The sequence below is a fragment of the Mesorhizobium sp. M0244 genome, from assembly GCF_040321795.1.
Lineage (GTDB): Bacteria > Pseudomonadota > Alphaproteobacteria > Rhizobiales > Rhizobiaceae > Mesorhizobium.
Map to the genome: position 1 here is coordinate 111934 of NZ_JAMYSE010000008.1, position 16707 is coordinate 128640.

The 16707-nt window shown below is 63.0% G+C and carries 15 protein-coding genes; 7 read left to right on the forward strand and 8 right to left on the reverse strand.

Annotation, left to right across the window (positions count from 1 at the left end; all coding sequences use genetic code 11):
• Nucleotides 1–73: 73 nt before the first annotated feature.
• Both dnaG and NKJ08_RS09045 read right to left on the reverse strand, forming a co-directional pair.
• A complete protein-coding gene (dnaG, locus tag NKJ08_RS09040) occupies nucleotides 74–2035 on the reverse strand; it encodes a DNA primase (RefSeq protein WP_352523336.1) in 1962 nt (653 codons plus the stop codon).
• Between the two features lie 130 nt (nucleotides 2036–2165).
• The gene (locus NKJ08_RS09045) at nucleotides 2166–2555 is read right to left on the reverse strand and encodes an RcnB family protein (RefSeq protein ID WP_352523333.1); all 390 of its coding nucleotides are present in this window, start codon (nucleotides 2553–2555) and stop codon (nucleotides 2166–2168) included.
• Nucleotides 2556–2930: 375 nt separating this feature from the next.
• On the opposite strand from NKJ08_RS09045, the gene NKJ08_RS09050 reads away from it, so the two are divergent.
• The 3 genes from NKJ08_RS09050 (at nucleotide 2931) to NKJ08_RS09060 (ending at nucleotide 6250) form a co-directional block, all read left to right on the forward strand.
• Nucleotides 2931–4595, forward strand: a complete 1665-nt coding sequence (locus NKJ08_RS09050) for a Na/Pi cotransporter family protein (RefSeq protein WP_352523331.1) — start codon at nucleotides 2931–2933, stop codon at nucleotides 4593–4595.
• 135 nt (nucleotides 4596–4730) lie between these two features.
• Nucleotides 4731–4940, forward strand: coding sequence for a DUF2061 domain-containing protein (locus NKJ08_RS09055; RefSeq protein WP_352523330.1), 210 nt, complete (start codon nucleotides 4731–4733; stop codon nucleotides 4938–4940).
• A gap of 128 nt (nucleotides 4941–5068) precedes the next feature.
• The gene (locus tag NKJ08_RS09060) at nucleotides 5069–6250 is read left to right on the forward strand and encodes an MFS transporter (RefSeq protein ID WP_352523329.1); all 1182 of its coding nucleotides are present in this window, start codon (nucleotides 5069–5071) and stop codon (nucleotides 6248–6250) included.
• A gap of 2 nt (nucleotides 6251–6252) precedes the next feature.
• Here the strand turns inward: NKJ08_RS09060 and NKJ08_RS09065 are convergent, their stop codons facing one another.
• Nucleotides 6253–6810, reverse strand: a complete 558-nt coding sequence (locus NKJ08_RS09065) for a GNAT family N-acetyltransferase (protein ID WP_352523328.1) — start codon at nucleotides 6808–6810, stop codon at nucleotides 6253–6255.
• Between the two features lie 60 nt (nucleotides 6811–6870).
• Nucleotides 6871–7320: a GatB/YqeY domain-containing protein gene (locus tag NKJ08_RS09070; RefSeq protein WP_292658734.1), complete on the reverse strand. Its 450-nt coding sequence runs from the start codon at nucleotides 7318–7320 to the stop codon at nucleotides 6871–6873.
• A gap of 262 nt (nucleotides 7321–7582) precedes the next feature.
• Here NKJ08_RS09070 and carA point away from each other — a divergent pair, with 262 nt between their 5' ends.
• On the forward strand, nucleotides 7583–8788 hold the full coding sequence (gene carA, locus NKJ08_RS09075; RefSeq protein WP_352523327.1) for a glutamine-hydrolyzing carbamoyl-phosphate synthase small subunit: 1206 nt from the start codon (nucleotides 7583–7585) through the stop codon (nucleotides 8786–8788).
• Between the two features lie 79 nt (nucleotides 8789–8867).
• Here the strand turns inward: carA and NKJ08_RS09080 are convergent, their stop codons facing one another.
• Nucleotides 8868–10145: a TCR/Tet family MFS transporter gene (locus NKJ08_RS09080; RefSeq protein ID WP_352776703.1), complete on the reverse strand. Its 1278-nt coding sequence runs from the start codon at nucleotides 10143–10145 to the stop codon at nucleotides 8868–8870.
• Nucleotides 10146–10296: 151 nt separating this feature from the next.
• A complete protein-coding gene (ypfJ, locus tag NKJ08_RS09085; RefSeq protein WP_352523326.1) occupies nucleotides 10297–11220 on the reverse strand; it encodes a KPN_02809 family neutral zinc metallopeptidase in 924 nt (307 codons plus the stop codon).
• 228 nt (nucleotides 11221–11448) lie between these two features.
• Between ypfJ and NKJ08_RS09090 the strand changes: the two genes are divergently transcribed.
• On the forward strand, nucleotides 11449–13476 hold the full coding sequence (locus tag NKJ08_RS09090) for a hypothetical protein (RefSeq protein WP_352781665.1): 2028 nt from the start codon (nucleotides 11449–11451) through the stop codon (nucleotides 13474–13476).
• Nucleotides 13477–13530: 54 nt separating this feature from the next.
• Here the strand turns inward: NKJ08_RS09090 and NKJ08_RS09095 are convergent, their stop codons facing one another.
• Both NKJ08_RS09095 and mntR read right to left on the reverse strand, forming a co-directional pair.
• Nucleotides 13531–13719: a hypothetical protein gene (locus NKJ08_RS09095; protein ID WP_352523323.1), complete on the reverse strand. Its 189-nt coding sequence runs from the start codon at nucleotides 13717–13719 to the stop codon at nucleotides 13531–13533.
• 104 nt (nucleotides 13720–13823) lie between these two features.
• The gene (mntR, locus tag NKJ08_RS09100; RefSeq protein WP_352523321.1) at nucleotides 13824–14279 is read right to left on the reverse strand and encodes a manganese-binding transcriptional regulator MntR; all 456 of its coding nucleotides are present in this window, start codon (nucleotides 14277–14279) and stop codon (nucleotides 13824–13826) included.
• Between the two features lie 236 nt (nucleotides 14280–14515).
• Between mntR and NKJ08_RS09105 the strand changes: the two genes are divergently transcribed.
• A complete protein-coding gene (locus tag NKJ08_RS09105) occupies nucleotides 14516–15883 on the forward strand; it encodes an Nramp family divalent metal transporter (RefSeq protein WP_352523319.1) in 1368 nt (455 codons plus the stop codon).
• A gap of 146 nt (nucleotides 15884–16029) precedes the next feature.
• Nucleotides 16030–16683: a dihydrofolate reductase family protein gene (locus tag NKJ08_RS09110; protein WP_352523317.1), complete on the forward strand. Its 654-nt coding sequence runs from the start codon at nucleotides 16030–16032 to the stop codon at nucleotides 16681–16683.
• The last annotated feature ends 24 nt before the right edge of the window (nucleotides 16684–16707 follow it).

The following is a 16707-nucleotide window of genomic DNA, read 5'->3' on the forward strand; positions in this document are numbered from 1 at the left end:
CGACTTAGAGCACCGCACGCCCGATTCAACGCGCAAGCACGTCCTTACATTTCAGTCTTCTGGAGGCTTCTGTCTAAACGCGCCCAGCCCTGCCCGACGATACGCCAAACCCTTCGATCAGCGCTTCCGTTGCCTGCACATCACGAAATTGCGCCTGGATTTCGACCAGGTGCCGATAGTTTTCGTCCGTGGGATCGCTGGCGAGCGCTGCTTCCGCCTGCTTCAGCTCCTTATGTAAGGTGCGCGCGCTGCGCTGCAAGTGGAGAGCCTGGCTGAACGCATCGCGGGCATCGTCGAGTGCCGCTGTTTCCAGCGCCGGCCATTGCCGCGCCCGCTTGATCAGCGTCACCGCGCGCTGCCAGATCTCGCCGCAGCCGGCCCGCTCGATCGTCGCGATCACTGCGTTGCGGTCGTTGGCCATATCATGCGCCATGGCGTCGAGGATCGCCGCATGCAGCCGCTTCAGATCGGAGTTGGCGAGATCGAGGAACTCGACATGGGCGAAATTCTCGTCGATCAGCACGGGATGGTTGACGAGGGCCGCAATGATCGTCGCCTCGCGTACCGACATGCCCTCGCCGCCGCGCTTGACCAGCGCCGAGCGGCCGAGACTTTCGGTGATCGCGGTGCGCCCACCGGCATTGCCGCCGCGCGCAAATTGTCCGCCGGGTGCTGAAGCCCTGCCTTGGAAACGCTCGCCGGGCCGTCCGTCCTGACGCCCCTGGCGTCCGCGCTGGGCACCGAAGAAGCTCTGCACCCGCTCGCGCATTTCCTGTTGGTAGTGATAGCGAAGGCTCTCGTCTCGGATGCGGCTGGTCAGTTCGCGCAGCGTCTTTTCGAGTTCGGCCCGCCGTTCCGGCGTGTCGAAGATGCCGCCGGCCGTCTCGCGCATCCACAAGAGATCGGCGAGCGGCCGCGCGTCGGAAAGCACGGCGCGGAACGCGTCCGGCCCTTCGGCCTTGACCAGATCGTCGGGATCCTTGCCCTCCGGCAGCAGGGCGAAGCGCACCGAGCGGCCCGCCTGGACCGCCGGCAGTGCCATGTCGGCGGCGCGCCACGCAGCCTTCAGCCCGGCCTGGTCGCCGTCGAAGCACAGCACCGGCTCTCCGGCCATGCGCCATAAAAGTTCGAGCTGGTTTTCAGTCAATGCCGTGCCGAGCGGCGCCACCACGTTCTCGAAGCCGGCCTGCGCCAGCGCGATCACATCCATGTAGCCTTCGACGGCAATGACCGTGCCGCCCTTGGCCAGCGCCCCCTTTCCCAGCGCTTGGCGCGCCCGAGCGAAATTGTAGAGCACGTTGCCCTTGTGGAAGAGCTCCGTATCGGGCGAGTTCATATATTTGGCCAGCGCATCCGGCGCCAGCGCCCGCCCACCGAAGGCGATGATCTTGCCCCTCGAATCGGGGATCGGAAACATGATGCGGTCGCGGAACCAGTCGTAGGAAACCGGGACGTCGTCGCCATGGCGCACCAGCCCGCACGCCTCGATGTCGGCCTTGGGGATACCCTTGGCGGCAAGATGCTCCTTCAGCGCATTGCGGCTGTCGGGTGCATAGCCGAGACGGAAGGACTGCTGCGTCGCCGGCGTCAGCCCGCGGTCGCGCAGATAGGCGCGTGCCTTTGCCCCTTCCGGTCCCTGCAGCCGTTCCTGGAAGAACACCGTCGCCATCTCCATGACATCGGTCAGGCTGGCGCGTTCCTTTTCGCGCCGTTCCTCATCGGCGTCGCGAACCGGCATCGGCACGCCGGCCATGTCGGCGATCTTCTCGACGGCCTCGGGAAAGCTCATCCCATCGAGTTCGGTCAAGAACTTGAAATGGTCGCCCGAAACCGAGCAGCCGAAACAGTGATAGCGGCCCTTCTTGTCCTCGCAATGGAAGGACGGGCTCTTTTCGCCATGGAATGGACAGCACGCCCAATAATCGCCGCGCGGCGCGTTGGTCTTCTTCCTGTCCCACGCGACGCGCTGGCCGATCACCGAAGAAATCGGCACGCGGTCGCGGATCTCATCGAGGAAAGCAGGCGGAAAGCGCATGGGGGGACAGCTCGTTTGGCCTCCATATAATCACGCCGGCGGAGTGCGACGACTCCTAATGGCGACCATACCCGGTTTTCACAGGGCGCACAAAGAAAAGGCGGCCACTGCGGGCCGCCTTCTGGATGATTCACTGCGTGGCGATGGCGCCGAAGATCAGGCCGGAGAGCACGCTGACCAGCAGATAGTCGTTGCCGACCCGGATCCACTCCTGACCGGGACCGGGGCGGCGCAGGCCATAGTGGCGATAGTCGCGGATCGGCTGATGGCGCTTCCAGCTGGAGTATCTCTGGCCGTTGCGCCAATGGCTGCGCTTCACGACGACCTTCTTCTTCACTACGACGCGCTTGTTCACGTCGACATGCTTGTTCACGTCGACATGCCTGCCGGGCTTTTGCCAGTCGACCTGGCTGTAGTTCGACCGCGGCGCGTTTGGTGTGTTCAGCGGTGCAGCCTCGCCCTGCAACGCCGTTGCAGCCAGCATCGAGAAGGCAATGGCGGAAAGAACGATGCGTTTCATGACGGGTACTCCTTGGTTGATGCCTATGGAATAGAGCCGGAAGGATGAACCGAAACTGAACGCAGGGATTACATTTTCGTAATGATTACTTGCATTTAGAATGCCTAATTCAGTATTACCTTTAGAGCGGGCGTCCGAACTGGGCTGCGTGACCCTCCGCGCCCCCGCAGGCAATGCAACCATTTTGCCAGCCATCCATTTCCGACACGCCCCGTCGCGTGCCAACGCTCGTCCGAACCGGGCAAAATTTATTATTCGGCTAAAATAAATCGGAGTAATATCAACTTCTGCAATGTCCACGATTCGCACCCACTTTTGCCCCTTTGACTTCACGGCGCCCGCGTCGCTGGTACCTGTCGGATTGCGGGGCTGGGCATGAGCGGCTCCGTCGTTTTACTGCACCTTGCCGGCGCGGTCGCACTGATGCTGTTCGCCACCCGTTTGGTGAAGACCGGCGTCGAGCGCGCCTATGGCGACGTGCTGCGCCACAAATTGCGCGCCACCATGCGCAATCCCTTCATGGCGGTTCTGGCCGGCTGCGGCCTGGCGGTCGCGCTGCAGAGCTCGACCGCCGTTACCTTGCTGGTCGGCTCATTCGCCGGCTCCGGCATCGTCAGCGGCATGTCGGGCCAGCTTGCGGTGCGCGGCGCCGAGATCGGCTCGGCGCTGGTGGTCAAGCTGCTCACCTTCGATCTGTCGCTGCTGGTGCCGATCTGCCTGGTCGCCGGCACCGTCATGTTCATGGCCACCGAGCGGCGCGACTGGCGCCAGTTCGGCCGCATCCTGGTCGGCATCGGCCTGCTGCTTCTGTCGCTGGAGATGATCGGCCAGGCGTCGGAGCCACTGCGCCAGAGCACGCTGATGCCGCTCATCGTCGATTACTTCTCCGGCGATCCGGTCACCGCCTATCTTCTGGCGGCGTTGGTCACCTGGCTGTTCCATTCCTCGATCGCCGCCGTGCTGCTGATGGTGACGCTGGCCAGCCGCGGTTTCATCCCGCCCGAACTCGGTATCGTGCTGGTGCTCGGCGTCAATCTCGGCTCTTCGATCATCGCGCCGCTTCTAACCCGCAACGCAGAACCCGGCGTTCGCATCGTGCCGATCGGCAATCTCCTGATGCGCGGCATGGGCTCGCTGATCATGCTGATTCTGTTCCTGACGTTCAAGCCGCCGGTCGCCTTTTTGGGCAGCACCGTGCCCGACCAGATCGTCAATGCTCACATCGTCTTCAACATCCTGATCCTGATCGCCGGCCTGCCGCTGGCGAGCCTAGTCTATCGCGCCTCGGAAAAGATCGTGGCGCTGGGCACCAAGCCGGAGCTGGCCAACGCGCTCGACGTCGTCGAGCTTTCCGCGCTCAACGACAGTGCGCTCGACGTGCCAAGCCAAGCACTCGCCAACGCCACCCGCGAGGTGGTACGGGTCTGCGAGACGGTCGAGATCATGCTGAAGCGGATCATCGAACTCTATGAGAGCGCCGACGCCGACAAGATCAGCGCGCTGGCCGCACTCGACGACCGCGTCGACAGGAAGCACGCGGCGATAAAGCTCTATCTGGCCAAGGTCACCAAGAACCCGCTGAGCGAGGACGAGGCACTGCGCTGCCAGGAGCTGATCGGCGCCTGCGTCAAGCTGGAGCAGGTCGGCGACATCATCGTGCGCAACATGCTGGTCCACGTGAAGAAGAAATTCGAGCGTGGGCTGGAGTTCACGCCGGAAGGCTGGCGCGAGCTTTGCGCCTTCCATGCTTTGGTGCTCGACAACGCCAGGCTTGCCTTCAACGTGCTGGTTTCGCGCGATGCTGAAACAGCTCGCCAGCTGGTGCTGGAAAAGGACCGGCTGCGCGACCGCGAGAAGGAAACCAGCCAGAGCCATTTCGTGCGGCTGCGCGACGGCACCGCCAAGAGCGTCGAGACCAGCTCCATCCACCTCGACACCATCCGCGACCTCAAGCAGATCAACTCGCTGCTCGCCTCGATGGCCTACCCCGTGCTTGAGGAACGCGGCCTGCTCACCGGTTCGCGCCTGAAGGCGGGATAGGTTCGGCTTGCACAACACAGCCCAAACGTCGGCGCGGAAACTGCGTCAAGCCAAACACACGATAATTAACCTTTGCTCCGCCTTCCCGTACGTCGGCTAAGAGATCGGTTCCGATTACTGGGAGATAGTCAATCGATGGATACCCATTCGCGCAGCTTCGCCAAGGCGCTATCCTGGCGTGCCACCGGAACCATCGACACAATGATCATCTCTCTGGTGGTCACGGGAAGCATCAAGCTCGCCGCGGCCATCGGGCTGACCGAAGTCGTCACCAAGTCGCTGCTCTACTATCTCCACGAACGGGCGTGGCTGAAAATTCCCTACGGGAGGAAGACGGCCGCGTAGTTTTTGCCGGCGCGGCAGGCCCCTGGCTGACGATCAAGAAAAGCTAAAGCGGCGTCGACAATTTCTGGATTGCCCGCTGCCCTCATCCATGGTTTGAGGCCATCCTATCCGAGGATCGCCTTCCCGCCATGCTTCCCCTCATTGCCCTGTTCATTGCCGCCTTCGCCTTCGGCACCACCGAATTTGTCATCGCCGGCGTGCTGCCGCAGGTGGCGAATGGACTTGGCGTCTCGATCCCGACCGCCGGCTTCCTCGTCTCCGGCTATGCCGGCGGCATTGCAGTCGGCGGCCCGCTGCTGGCGCTCGCCACCAAGAGGCTCTCCCGCAAGGCCCTGCTGCTTGGACTGACTGCAGCCTTCACCATCGGCCAGGCGGCCTGCGCGCTGGCGCCGGACTTCGCCTCGATGTTGCTGTTACGGATTGCGGTGGCCGTGGCGCACGGCGCCTATTTCGGCGTTGCCATGGTGGTGGCCGTCGGCCTTGTGCGCGAAGACCAGCGCGGGATGGCGGTGGCGCTGATCCTGTCCGGCCTCACAGTATCGAACGTCATCGGCGTGCCGGCCGGCACAGCAATCGGCAACATCTGGGGATGGCGTTCAACGTTCTGGGTGATGTGCGCGCTGGGCGTGGCGGCCTTCGCGGCCATCAGCGCCCTGCTGCCGCGCAAGACGGGATCGTCGAGCCCGTCCGTCAGCCTTGGCAGCGAGGTACGCGTGCTCGCGCGCCAGCAGGTCTGGACCTCGCTCATCATCATGCTGATGCTGATGATCGGCCAGTTCGGCCTGTTCACCTACATAACGCCGACGCTGCTAGAGGTCACCGGCCTCGACGAGAAATGGATACCTTGGGTGCTCTTGCTCAATGGCGTCGGCGCTACGATCGGCGTCTTTGTCGGCGGGCGGCTCGCGGACTGGAAGCTGATGCCGTCGCTTATCGCCATGCTTTTCCTGCAGGCGGTGATGCTTGCCTTAATCTATGCCGTCAGCCCTTATCCACTGCCGATGGTGACGGCGATCATCATATGGGGCGGCCTTAACTTCGCCATCGGCACGCCGATCCAGACCCGCATCCTTACCTGGACCGCGGACGCCTCCAACCTTGCCTCGTCGCTCATTCCATCGGGCTTCAATGTCGGCATCGCGCTCGCCGCATCGCTCGGAGCGGCCATGCTCAATGCCGGCTACGGCTACCGCAGCCTGCCGGTGGTTGGCGCGATCGCCATGCTGGTCGCGGTCGCGGTCGCGATTGCCTCGCATGTCTGGGAATGGCGCAGCAGGGCTGCGCCGCCGCTGCCGACTGCCGCCGAATAGGGCTACAGATCGATCCTGTAGCGCAGGCTTTCGGCGCCGCCATAGGCGGCGTCCTCGAAGAAACGCCCGACAAGCCGGCCACCATTGCCCAGAACAACCTTCTGCGAGGGCACATTGTGCGGCTTGCAGGTGATCTCGACGAAGGGCAGGCCAACCGCCCTCGCCTCGCCCAACATCAGCCGCAGCGCCTCGGTCGCATAGCCGCGTCCCCGTCTCCACGGCACCACCGCGTAGCCGATGTGGCCGAGCACGTGCGGCGGCAAAGCCGCGGTGCCGGGCTGCCAGCGCAAGCCGATCGAGCCTGCGACTTCCCCGTTCCATATCCAGCGCCGGAATCCAGGCAGCCGCGGCATTTTCGTGCCGTCCGGCAAAGCGATCGGCGGCCCTTTGGCGCCGGGATCATCGAGATCGGCAAGAAAAGCCGTCGGATCCCTTTCGATAGCCGCAAGCTGCTCGCGTGTAGCCTCACGCAGCCGCACATTGTCCGGCGACCAGCCGCGCTCGAGGGCCGCCTTGTAGGACGGCAGGTGTTCAAACGCCGGTTTGACGAGTTCGATCATGATGCACGAGCGATTGGCTGCCGCCAGATTTGCGGGCAGGACAGCAAGGCCTTCCGCAGCCTACTGAAGCAGGCTCTTGACGATGCCGCTCGCCTTGGAGAAATCCATCTGGCCGGCGTATTTTTCCTTGAGCGCCGCCATCACCTTGCCCATGTCCTTGACACCGCTGGCGCCGGTCTCGGCGATGGCGGAACGGACGGCGCTTTCCGTCTCGGCCTGGCCCAGTTGCGTCGGCAAAAAATCGCGAATGATGGCCATCTCGTCGCGCTCCTGCGCTGCAAGCTCCGGCCGCTTGCCGTCGTCGAACGCCTTGGCCGATTCCTCGCGCTGCTTCACCATCTTGGCCAGGATCTGCAGGATTTCGTCATCGCTGGCCGGCTCCTTGCCGGCGCCGCGATTGGCGATGTCGCGATCATGAATGGCCGCCTGGATCAGCCGCAATGTCGGCAGCCGGCGCTTGTCCTGCGACTTCATCGCGCTCTTCAGGGATTCGGCGATTTTGCCTCGCATGGTGCTTTCTCCTTCGAATGCGGCGGACAATAGCCGTGCCGAAAGCCCAAGGCAAACTCGATAGCGTCCGGCAAACCGCTGATATTGTTCCACGAAATAAATCCAGACTCGTACGGCGCGGCATCATTGACCGCCTTGGCGCCTTCCCCTATGTACTGGGCCTTGCATGAACTGAATTTTTGTTGCGCGCCGAGGCTGTGAGATTGCCGCTTCGCGCCTTTTGTTGCGCCGATTGAGGGGCGCAGCCTTTAGGAGTGCCGCCATGGCAACGATGACCGCCCCTTGGGCCACCGAGAAGCCGACCGCCCTGCTGGTGCTGGCCGACGGCACCGTCATCGAGGGCCGCGGTCTGGGCGCCACCGGCTCCTCCGTCGCTGAGGTCTGCTTCAACACTGCGCTTACGGGCTATCAGGAGATCCTTACCGACCCCTCCTATGCCGGCCAGATCGTCACCTTCACCTTCCCGCATATCGGCAATATCGGCACCAATGACGAGGATATCGAGGACCTCAACCCGCTGGCCCGCGCCGGTGCCGTCGGTGCCGTCTTCAAGGCCGATGTCACCAACTCGTCGAATTATCGCGCCGCAACCGGCCTCGACCAATGGCTGAAAAAACGCGGCATCGTCGCACTTTCGGGCATCGATACCCGCGCGCTGACCGCGCTGATCCGCGAAAAGGGCATGCCCAACGCCGTCATCGCGCACGCCCCCGACGGTATCTTCGACGTCGACGATCTCCAGCGCCGCGCCGCCGCATGGTCGGGCCTTATCGGGCTTGACCTGGCCAAGGAGGTCACCTCCGGCCAATCCTCGGTCTGGCGCGAGACGCCCTGGATTTGGAACGAGGGCTTTGGCGAACAGGCCGATCCATCGATGCACGTCGTTGCCATCGATTACGGCGTCAAGCGCAACATATTGCGCCTGCTTGCCGGCCTCGGCGCCAAGGTCACCGTGGTGCCGGCCAAGACCGGCGCCGAGGAAATCCTGGCGATGCGGCCGGACGGCATTTTTCTGTCCAACGGCCCCGGCGATCCGGAAGCCACCGGCGACTACGCCGTTCCGATCATCCAGGATCTGTTGAAGACCGATATCCCGCTGTTCGGCATCTGCCTCGGCCACCAGATGCTGGCGCTGGCGCTGGGCGGCAAGACCGCAAAAATGCATCAGGGCCATCACGGCGCCAACCATCCAGTCAAGGACCACACCACCGGCAAGGTCGAAATCGTCTCTATGAATCACGGCTTTGCCGTCGATGCCGACTCATTGCCGAGCGGCGTCGAGGAAACCCATGTCTCGCTATTCGACGGCTCGAATTGCGGCATCGCGCTCACCGGAAAGCCGGTCTTCTCGGTCCAGCATCATCCGGAAGCCTCGCCCGGCCCGCAGGATTCGCACTATCTGTTCCGCCGCTTCGTCAACCTGATCCGCGAAAAGCGTGGCGAGCCGGCACTGGCCGAGCGCTGCTAGAACATTGTGTCAAAACGCATTCGGCTGACGATGCCGGCGAGGCAGAACGCCACGTTTCATTTTCCGGTCCTAGCGCAGATCAAGCCTCGTCCGTCACCGCTTCCACCGCTTCCTGCGCATGCATGCGTTTGACTTCCTTCGGCGTCGGCTTGGCCACTTTTGTGACGAACGCGATGAGCGCCAGAGTCAGGAAAATCGCGCCAAGCAGATAGGGAGCCCCGCCGAAAACCACCGGCGCGTCCGAACCGGTGAACCAGGAAAAGATCGCCGTATAAAGCAGCGGGGTGATGATCGACGTGATCGAGAAGATCGAGGTCATCGCGCCCTGGAGTTCGCCCTGCGCTGAAGGCGGCACCTTGGCGGCCGCCAAGCTTCTGAGCGGCGGGTCGGCCAACGCCTCGAGACATCCGACAACGATCACTGCATAGATCATCCAGCCTTGCGACGCGAACGCATAGCCGAAGGCGCTGAGTGCCGTAAATGCCAGACCGATCACCGCCGTCCTCCACTCGCCGAGCTTGGGGATCACGCGCGGCAGGACCGTCGCCATGACGATAGCCCCGCACAGGCCGAAGGCGCCGAGCGAGAAGCCGATCTGCTGTTCGCTCCAGCCATAGCGGTAATTGGAGACGAACGACCAGACCGCGGGATACATCATGTGTCCAAGCGTCATCAGAAAGAAGACAAGCCCGATCCAGCCGATGCCTTCGTAGTTGCGCATCTGGATGAGCGTGCCGACCGGGTTCGCGCGTTTCCACTCGAAGCGGCGACGATGCTTGCTATCAAGCGTTTCCGGCAACAGAAACAGCGCGATCAAAAAGTTTACGAAAGCAAGCCCGGCGGCGAAATAGAACGGAACGCGCGGCCCGAACGTGCCGAGCAACCCGCCCAGAACCGGACCGATAACGAAGCCGACGCCGAAAGCGATGCCGAGCAGGCCGAAATTCTTCGCACGGTTTTCGTCGGTCGAGATGTCGGCAATGAACGCCGACGTCGTGGAATAGCTGGCGCCGGAAACGCCGGCCAGCACGCGGCCGATGAACAGCATCGGATAGGACCAGGCGATGGCGCAGATCAGATTGTCGATAGCGAACGTCAGCACCGAGGCGAGCAGAATCGGCCGCCGCCCGAACCGGTCGCTCAACCCGCCCATCACCGGTGCGAAAACGAACTGCATCGCCGCATAGACGAAGAACAGCCAGCCGCCCTCGATAGCCGCCTCACTGATGCCGACGCCGGTCAATTCCCTGAGATAGGCCGGCAGCACCGGCATAATGATGCCGAAGCCGATGATGTCGAGCAGCAGGGTGGTGAAAACAAGCGCAAGGCCCCGCCTGGCGGTTTTGGGATCGATCATGATGGTATCTCCTCGAGCCGCCCGGGCGAAGGCGGAGGCACCTTATAGGCGAGCACATCGCTTGGAACAATGAGGGAACGAGCAGGATGTTTCCATCCTGACATCCCCTGACTGCAATCCAGTCTCTCAGATTAGCAAGAAAACCGCCGCTTCATATCGGGTTGTTGAACGTATCGCAGTCCGAAAGCTTGCCGTTCTGGAAGCCGCGCGCCAGCCAGGTCTGCCGCTGCTGTGACGTGCCATGGTTGAAGCTTTCCGGCACAACGTAACCCTGCATCTTCTTCTGCAGCGTGTCGTCGCCGATCTGCTTGGCGGCGTTCAGTGCCTCAGCCATATCGCCCTGTTCCAGGATGCCCTTCTGACCGGTGAAATGTGCCCAGATGCCGGCAAAGCAATCGGCCTGGAGCTCGACCTGCACCGACATGTGGTTGGCGTCGGCTTCGCCCATGTTCTGCCGCATCTGGTTGAATTTGGGCAGGATGCCGACGAGGTTCTGCACGTGGTGGCCGACCTCATGCGCGATCACATAGGCCTGTGCGAAGTCGCCCGAGGCGCCGAACTGCTGGTCGAGCTGCTGGAAGAAGGTGGTGTCGAGATAGACCTTGCGGTCGCTGGGACAGTAGAACGGCCCGGCCGCCGACGTGGCAGAGCCGCAAGCAGAGCCGATCCGTCCGCTGAACAGGACCAGTTTTGGATCCTGATAGGTCAGGCCCTCGGACTGAAAAATACCGGTCCAGGTGTCCTCGGTCTCGGCCAGCACAGTCGACACGAACTGCTTCATGTCGTCGGAGGCCGGCGCACCGGTGCCGCCGCCTTGCGCACCGCTATTGTCGGTGATCTGGCCGCCGCCGCCCGGCACCAAGCTGCCGTCGCCACCACCCAGGATCTGCGACGGATCGAAGCCGAAGTACCATCCGGCGAGGACAACCAGAACTATGATAAAGATGCTCGAACCACCGCCGGCGCGGCCGCCGATCGGGATGCGGAACTGGCCGGGGCTGCCGCCGCCAACCCCGCCGCTCTGGCCGCGCTCGTCCTCGACATTGTCACTTTGACGACGGCCCTTCCAGAGCATGGCAATCCCCCGTGATGCACGTTTCCAGTCAACCCGCCGATGTCCTGGCCGGTTCCGACCCAGCAAACAATTATCCCAATGGCTACGCCAAGTCACAGTATTTTTCGCGTGAACAAGCAATGCTTGCTGGCGCCCCGTCTACTCTGGCCGAGACGTCGCAAGGTCTGTAGCATCCGTCCTGCTTGTGGAAGCGAGGGGCGCTTGCGGACGATCGCACGATTTCTGTTCTTGTTTACGGCATTATTGTGCCTAGGCCGCGGGCCGGCTGGCGCCGTTACCCTCGATTCCAGTGTCGCCATCACCGATCCCGAGACCTTGCAGGCGCTCGAGCGCGGCGGCCTATCGATCAGCCGTCTGCTTGGGCCAGCGCTCGGACTGACACGCGACGTCGACAATCGCGGGCTGTTTTCGGTGCGCGCGCTGACCCCGGTGCGCAACGCCGTCAAACAGCAGATCGTCGACGAGCCGAAAAACAGCCCCGACCCTTATGTCGCCGCTCTGGAGAAGTCGAAAGACAGCAGCCAGAAATTCAATCCGAACTACGTTGACGACGACGGCTCGACACTGGACCTGACCGGCGTCGTCAACCGCATGGATCGTGGCTATCTCGGCCACACCGAGTGCGGCGAGATCAGGCTGGTCTACCGCTTCCACTATTCGGTCGAGGAGAAGCCTGGGCAACGCATTTCGTCGCGCCTGCCGCTGACCATGAGCCTGGTCTTCAACGCCATGCCGACTTCGGTGGAGACTCGCGCCTCGAAGGACCGTCCGCGCTCGGCCAACGGTTCCTGCGCGGACGTGGCGAAGCGCTGGCTTGCCGCCGGGCAGAAGAACCTCGAGCCGGATCAACTGGCGGCGTGGCTGCGCTCGGACGAAGGCCCGCTCTCCAACGCCATGCTGAATTCATCGCAGATCATGCGGCTCGAGCTCAACATGCAGGTCGTGCGCCTGTCGGCTTCGAGCCGGCGCGACTTCGGCGGCCACGCCGAATATCTGTTGAAGATCTTCAAATGGGATCCTGCCGAAGCCATCTTCCAGGAAGCGAAGATGGAGAACCAGATCGACCGCCAACTGGTGCTGGCCGACAGCCAGGCGTTTGCAAAATGGCTGCTCACCGACCGCAATATCTATGACCTCGACCGCGGCCGCCTGGTGATCGACGAGAAATTCCTCGCGACCAGCGCCGTTTCGGTAGCGCCCGGCGGCATGGGCCGGTCGCAAAACAATCTGGCCTATGGGCTGCTCGACGAAGACGCCATCGACAAGGCGCTCAGGGACTATGTCGCCAGGGGCAACACGCTTCGCACCGTCAAATCGGTGGCGGGCTTCAATCTGCGCCTCAACGAGATGACCTGCACCGGCTGTCACCAGACGCACGGCATCGCCGGCTTCCATTACACCGGCGCCGACCCGGCCAGCGAACCGCGCCGCAACGCGGTGTTCGTGCCGGGCTCGGCGGTGTTTTTCGCCGACCTGCCGCGCCGCCGTGCCATCGTCGAGGCGTTCGCCGCCGGCGCGCACCCGGATTTCAGCCGCGGCTTTGCCGCCCGTCCGGAGGCAAAATACGCCGAAGCGCTTAGGGGTACCGATCTCTACAATGGCTGGGGCTCGATCTGCTATCGCGGCACCGACGCCAGTTTTGTGGACTGGACTTGCGGCAAAGGCCTGCGTTGCGCCGGGGTCCACGAAACCGTCATCCATCCGGGCTTCGGCACCTGCGTCAGCGAGGCCGGCACCGCGGTCGGCGATCCGGTGGAGTTCGGCGAGATCAAGATGTCGAAATGGGGCAACGACCAATATTGCCGTCTGTCACCGGCAACCGCGAAGGCCTGCGCCATCGACCCGGCCAGGGATAGAAAACCGCCGATAAAGCTGGCCGGCTACGGCGCGGCGCGCCAGCGCTACGACAATCCCGAGCAGAAGACCGGCGGCTTTCCTGGCAGCATGCTGCGCAAGGCGAACTGCGAGAAGCTGCCCGACGAGGCAAGCTGCGGCCGCCTCGCCAAGACTGGCTTCAACGACTGCATAGCCTCCGGCAAGGATCACAAATTCTGCACCAGGGAATTCACCAAGACCGCTGGCCTGCGTGCTTGCGACAAGGCCCATCCCTGCCGCGAGGATTATATCTGCACCGCCGGTTATGACGATGTGCCGGAAGCAAAGCCCGGCAAGGGAACTTGCATCCCGCCCTATTTCATCTTCCAGTTCCGCGTCGATGGCCATCCGCGCAACTGGCTGCAGGATACACAGGAGTAAGCTGCGACGAGGACAGCCTGCCGGCGCCTTCTAACCCTGGGGCGCGGATTACCCTCAAATCTTCTGCTTGGCGCCGGCGCTCTTGCCGTCGGAGCTTTTCGAGCGCTCTTCGAAGCGCGCCGCACCTTTTTTCAGCGGATGGCCGGTTTCCGCTTCGGTCCTCCGTTCGTCCTTCGCCGCCGCCTGCTTCAATCCACTGGCTGCTTGCTTGCCCTTCGCGGTCGGTGCCTGTTCGACGCCCATGATATCCTCCTCGGTCTCGCGACAATCGCGCGGCATGACTCAAACGCGTCGTGCGGTGCGGCGGTTCCGCTGTCGGCATAGGGAGGCGTTGGCGAAGGAGGGAGCTAGCGGGCGGCGATTATCGCCTTGCGAAAGGCTTCGAGCGTCTCGGCGCTGACATGATGTTCGATGCCTTCGGCGTCGATGCGCGCCGTCTCGGCGCTAACGCCCAGCGAGCGCAGGAACGCCTCCACCGTCTGGTGGCGAATACGGCTCTCTTCCGCGACCTTGCGGCCGGCATCGGTCAGGAACACGCCGCGATAGGGCTTTCTGGAAACCAGCCCGTCGGCGCACAGCCGCGTCAGCATTTTCGCCACCGTCGGCTGGGCGACGCCGAGCCGCGCCGCGATATCGACCTGGCGCGCTTCGTTGCCGTCCTCGATCAAGTCGGCGATGAGCTCGACATAGTCCTCGACCAGCGCGCTGCGGCGCGCCTCACGCGTTTGCCGGAACCCTTTCGAGTGGATTTCGGCGTCAGGCAGCGGCTTTTCGCGAGGAACCGGTCTTTTCTTCAGCGCCAATACGCGCTCCTCCCGGCAGTTTGAATCGACATTGCAGTCATAACACGGAACCCTGTTCGTTCTGGCCGTTTATTTCCATTCAGTGGCCGGCGCAACCGGCGTTCACTGCCGTTCCGGTCGCACCGTCAAGCGGCCACACGAAAAAGCACGGACAATGAAATATAGCATATTGCATAATGTTCAGCCGTGGCATAGATAAGGAGAGAACATCGATCGCTCCAGTAGAAAGCCGTTTCATGTCGGAAGCCGAAGCCACCTCAGCCCCCCGATCCATGTGGCGATTTGCCCGCCCGGAGGAGGACGAGCAGCCCAGCCTTCGCGAAGTCAACGCCACGATCGCGGTGCCGCACTCGGGGATTTGGTTTCGCCGGCTGTTCGCCTTCGTGGGGCCTGGCTACATGGTTTCGGTCGGCTACATGGATCCGGGCAATTGGGCGACCGACCTCGCCGGCGGTGCCCAGTTCGGTTACACGCTGCTGTTCATCATTATGTTGTCGAACCTGATGGCGATTCTGCTGCAGGCGCTCGCCGCCCGGCTCGGCATCGCCACCGGCCGTGACCTTGCGCAGGCGTGCCGCGCCTATTACCCGCGGCCGGTCAATTTCATGCTGTGGGTCGCGTGCGAACTGGCCATCATCGCCTGCGACCTGGCCGAGGTCATCGGCACGGCGATCGCCTTGCAACTGCTGTTCGGCATTCCGCTGATCGGCGGCGCCATCATCACCGCGCTCGATGCCTTCCTGCTGCTATTGCTGATGAACAAGGGCTTCCGTTTCCTCGAGGCCTTCATCATAGCGCTTTTGATTATCATCTTCGGCTGCTTCGCCATCCAGATCTTTGCCGCCGCGCCGCCGGTGGGCTCGATCCTGCATGCGATGTTCGTGCCGTCGTCCGAGATCGTCACCAATCCGGCCATGCTTTACATCGCCATTGGCATCATCGGCGCCACGGTGATGCCGCACAATCTCTATCTGCACTCCTCGATCGTGCAGACCCGCGCCTATGAGCGCACCGATCGCGGCAAGCGCGACGCCATCAAATGGGCCACGACCGACTCGACCATCGCGCTGATACTGGCGCTGTTCGTCAATGCCTCCATCCTGATCGTGTCGGCGGTGGCGTTCCACGGCACCGGTCATGATGACGTGGCCGAGATCGGCCAGGCCTTCGAGCTTCTGTCGCCGCTGCTCGGCCTCGGCATCGCTTCCATCCTGTTTGCCGTAGCGCTGCTTGCCTCCGGCCTGAACTCGACCGTGACGGCGACGCTCGCTGGCCAGATCGTGATGGAAGGCTTCTTGCGGCTGCGCATCCCGCAATGGGCGCGCCGCCTGCTGACGCGCGGCATCGCCATCGTTCCGGTGGTGGTCGTCACCGCACTTTATGGCGAGAAGGGCACCGGCCAGTTGCTCGTCTTCAGCCAGGTGATCCTGTCGATGCAGCTTCCCTTCGCGGTCGTCCCGCTGGTGCAGTTCGTCTCGGACAAGCGCAAGATGGGCAATTTCGCCATTTCCCGCGCCGTCGCGGTGCTGGCCTGGGTGGTCGCCGGGCTCATCCTGGTGCTCAACTTCAAGCTGCTCTACGATACGGTCGTCGGTCTGGGCTGATAGCGTTTCTCTGCTCCAAACAGACCCGGCAATCGGCAGTCATCCGGCCCTTGCCGTAGAAGTGCCGCCGGTCGTGTCGGGCAGGCGCCCGCGTCCTTGGGCCGAAGTCCGGCCATGACGGCACGGATCAGGGAAAGGGAGCTCCAATGAGGAAGATCATCGCCGCAACATTCGTCAGCCTCGACGGCGTCATGCAAGCGCCCGGCGGGCCGGAAGAGGACCCGGTCGGCGGCTTCAAATTCGGCGGCTGGACGTTCCACTACTGGGACGATGTGATGGGCGCCGCCATGGGCGAGACGTTTTCAAAACCGTTCGCGCTGCTTCTGGGCCGCAAGACCTACGACATCTTCGCCGCCCATTGGCCTTATCAGAAGAACGACCCGATCGCCGACAGTTTCAACGCCGTCACTAAATATGTGGCGACGCACAGGCCCGACACACTGTCCTGGCAAAACAGCCAGCCACTCGGCGGCGACGTCGTGGCGACATTGCGCCGGATGAAGGAGGAGGACGGCCCGGACCTGCTCATCCAGGGATCGAGCGAGCTGATCCAGACCTTGCTCGCCAATGACCTGATCGACGAGATCAGCCTGCTGATTTTCCCGCTGGTGCTGGGCAAGGGCAAAAAACTGTTCGGCAGCGGCACAATACCCGCCGCCTTCAAGCTGACCCGTTCGCAGGCATCGACCACCGGTGTCATCATGGCGAGCTATGAACGCTCCGGTGAGATCAAGACCGGGTCCTTTGCCACGGAAGAGCCTTCCGACGCCGAGATGGAGAGGCGCAAGAACTGGAAATAGACGCTGTGGAGGCGATCAAGGACG

Bases quoted from the DNA above. Each gene is read 5' to 3' on its own strand.
- dnaG (WP_352523336.1), bottom strand. From the start codon at position 2,035: ATGCGCTTTCCGCCTGCTTTCCTCGATGAGATCCGCGACCGCGTGCCG.
- NKJ08_RS09045 (WP_352523333.1), bottom strand. From the start codon at position 2,555: ATGAAACGCATCGTTCTTTCCGCCATTGCCTTCTCGATGCTGGCTGCA.
- NKJ08_RS09050 (WP_352523331.1), top strand. From the start codon at position 2,931: ATGAGCGGCTCCGTCGTTTTACTGCACCTTGCCGGCGCGGTCGCACTG.
- NKJ08_RS09055 (WP_352523330.1), top strand. From the start codon at position 4,731: ATGGATACCCATTCGCGCAGCTTCGCCAAGGCGCTATCCTGGCGTGCC.
- NKJ08_RS09060 (WP_352523329.1), top strand. From the start codon at position 5,069: ATGCTTCCCCTCATTGCCCTGTTCATTGCCGCCTTCGCCTTCGGCACC.
- NKJ08_RS09065 (WP_352523328.1), bottom strand. From the start codon at position 6,810: ATGATCGAACTCGTCAAACCGGCGTTTGAACACCTGCCGTCCTACAAG.
- NKJ08_RS09070 (WP_292658734.1), bottom strand. From the start codon at position 7,320: ATGCGAGGCAAAATCGCCGAATCCCTGAAGAGCGCGATGAAGTCGCAG.
- carA (WP_352523327.1), top strand. From the start codon at position 7,583: ATGGCAACGATGACCGCCCCTTGGGCCACCGAGAAGCCGACCGCCCTG.
- NKJ08_RS09080 (WP_352776703.1), bottom strand. From the start codon at position 10,145: ATGATCGATCCCAAAACCGCCAGGCGGGGCCTTGCGCTTGTTTTCACC.
- ypfJ (WP_352523326.1), bottom strand. From the start codon at position 11,220: ATGCTCTGGAAGGGCCGTCGTCAAAGTGACAATGTCGAGGACGAGCGC.
- NKJ08_RS09095 (WP_352523323.1), bottom strand. From the start codon at position 13,719: ATGGGCGTCGAACAGGCACCGACCGCGAAGGGCAAGCAAGCAGCCAGT.
- NKJ08_RS09105 (WP_352523319.1), top strand. From the start codon at position 14,516: ATGTCGGAAGCCGAAGCCACCTCAGCCCCCCGATCCATGTGGCGATTT.
- NKJ08_RS09110 (WP_352523317.1), top strand. From the start codon at position 16,030: ATGAGGAAGATCATCGCCGCAACATTCGTCAGCCTCGACGGCGTCATG.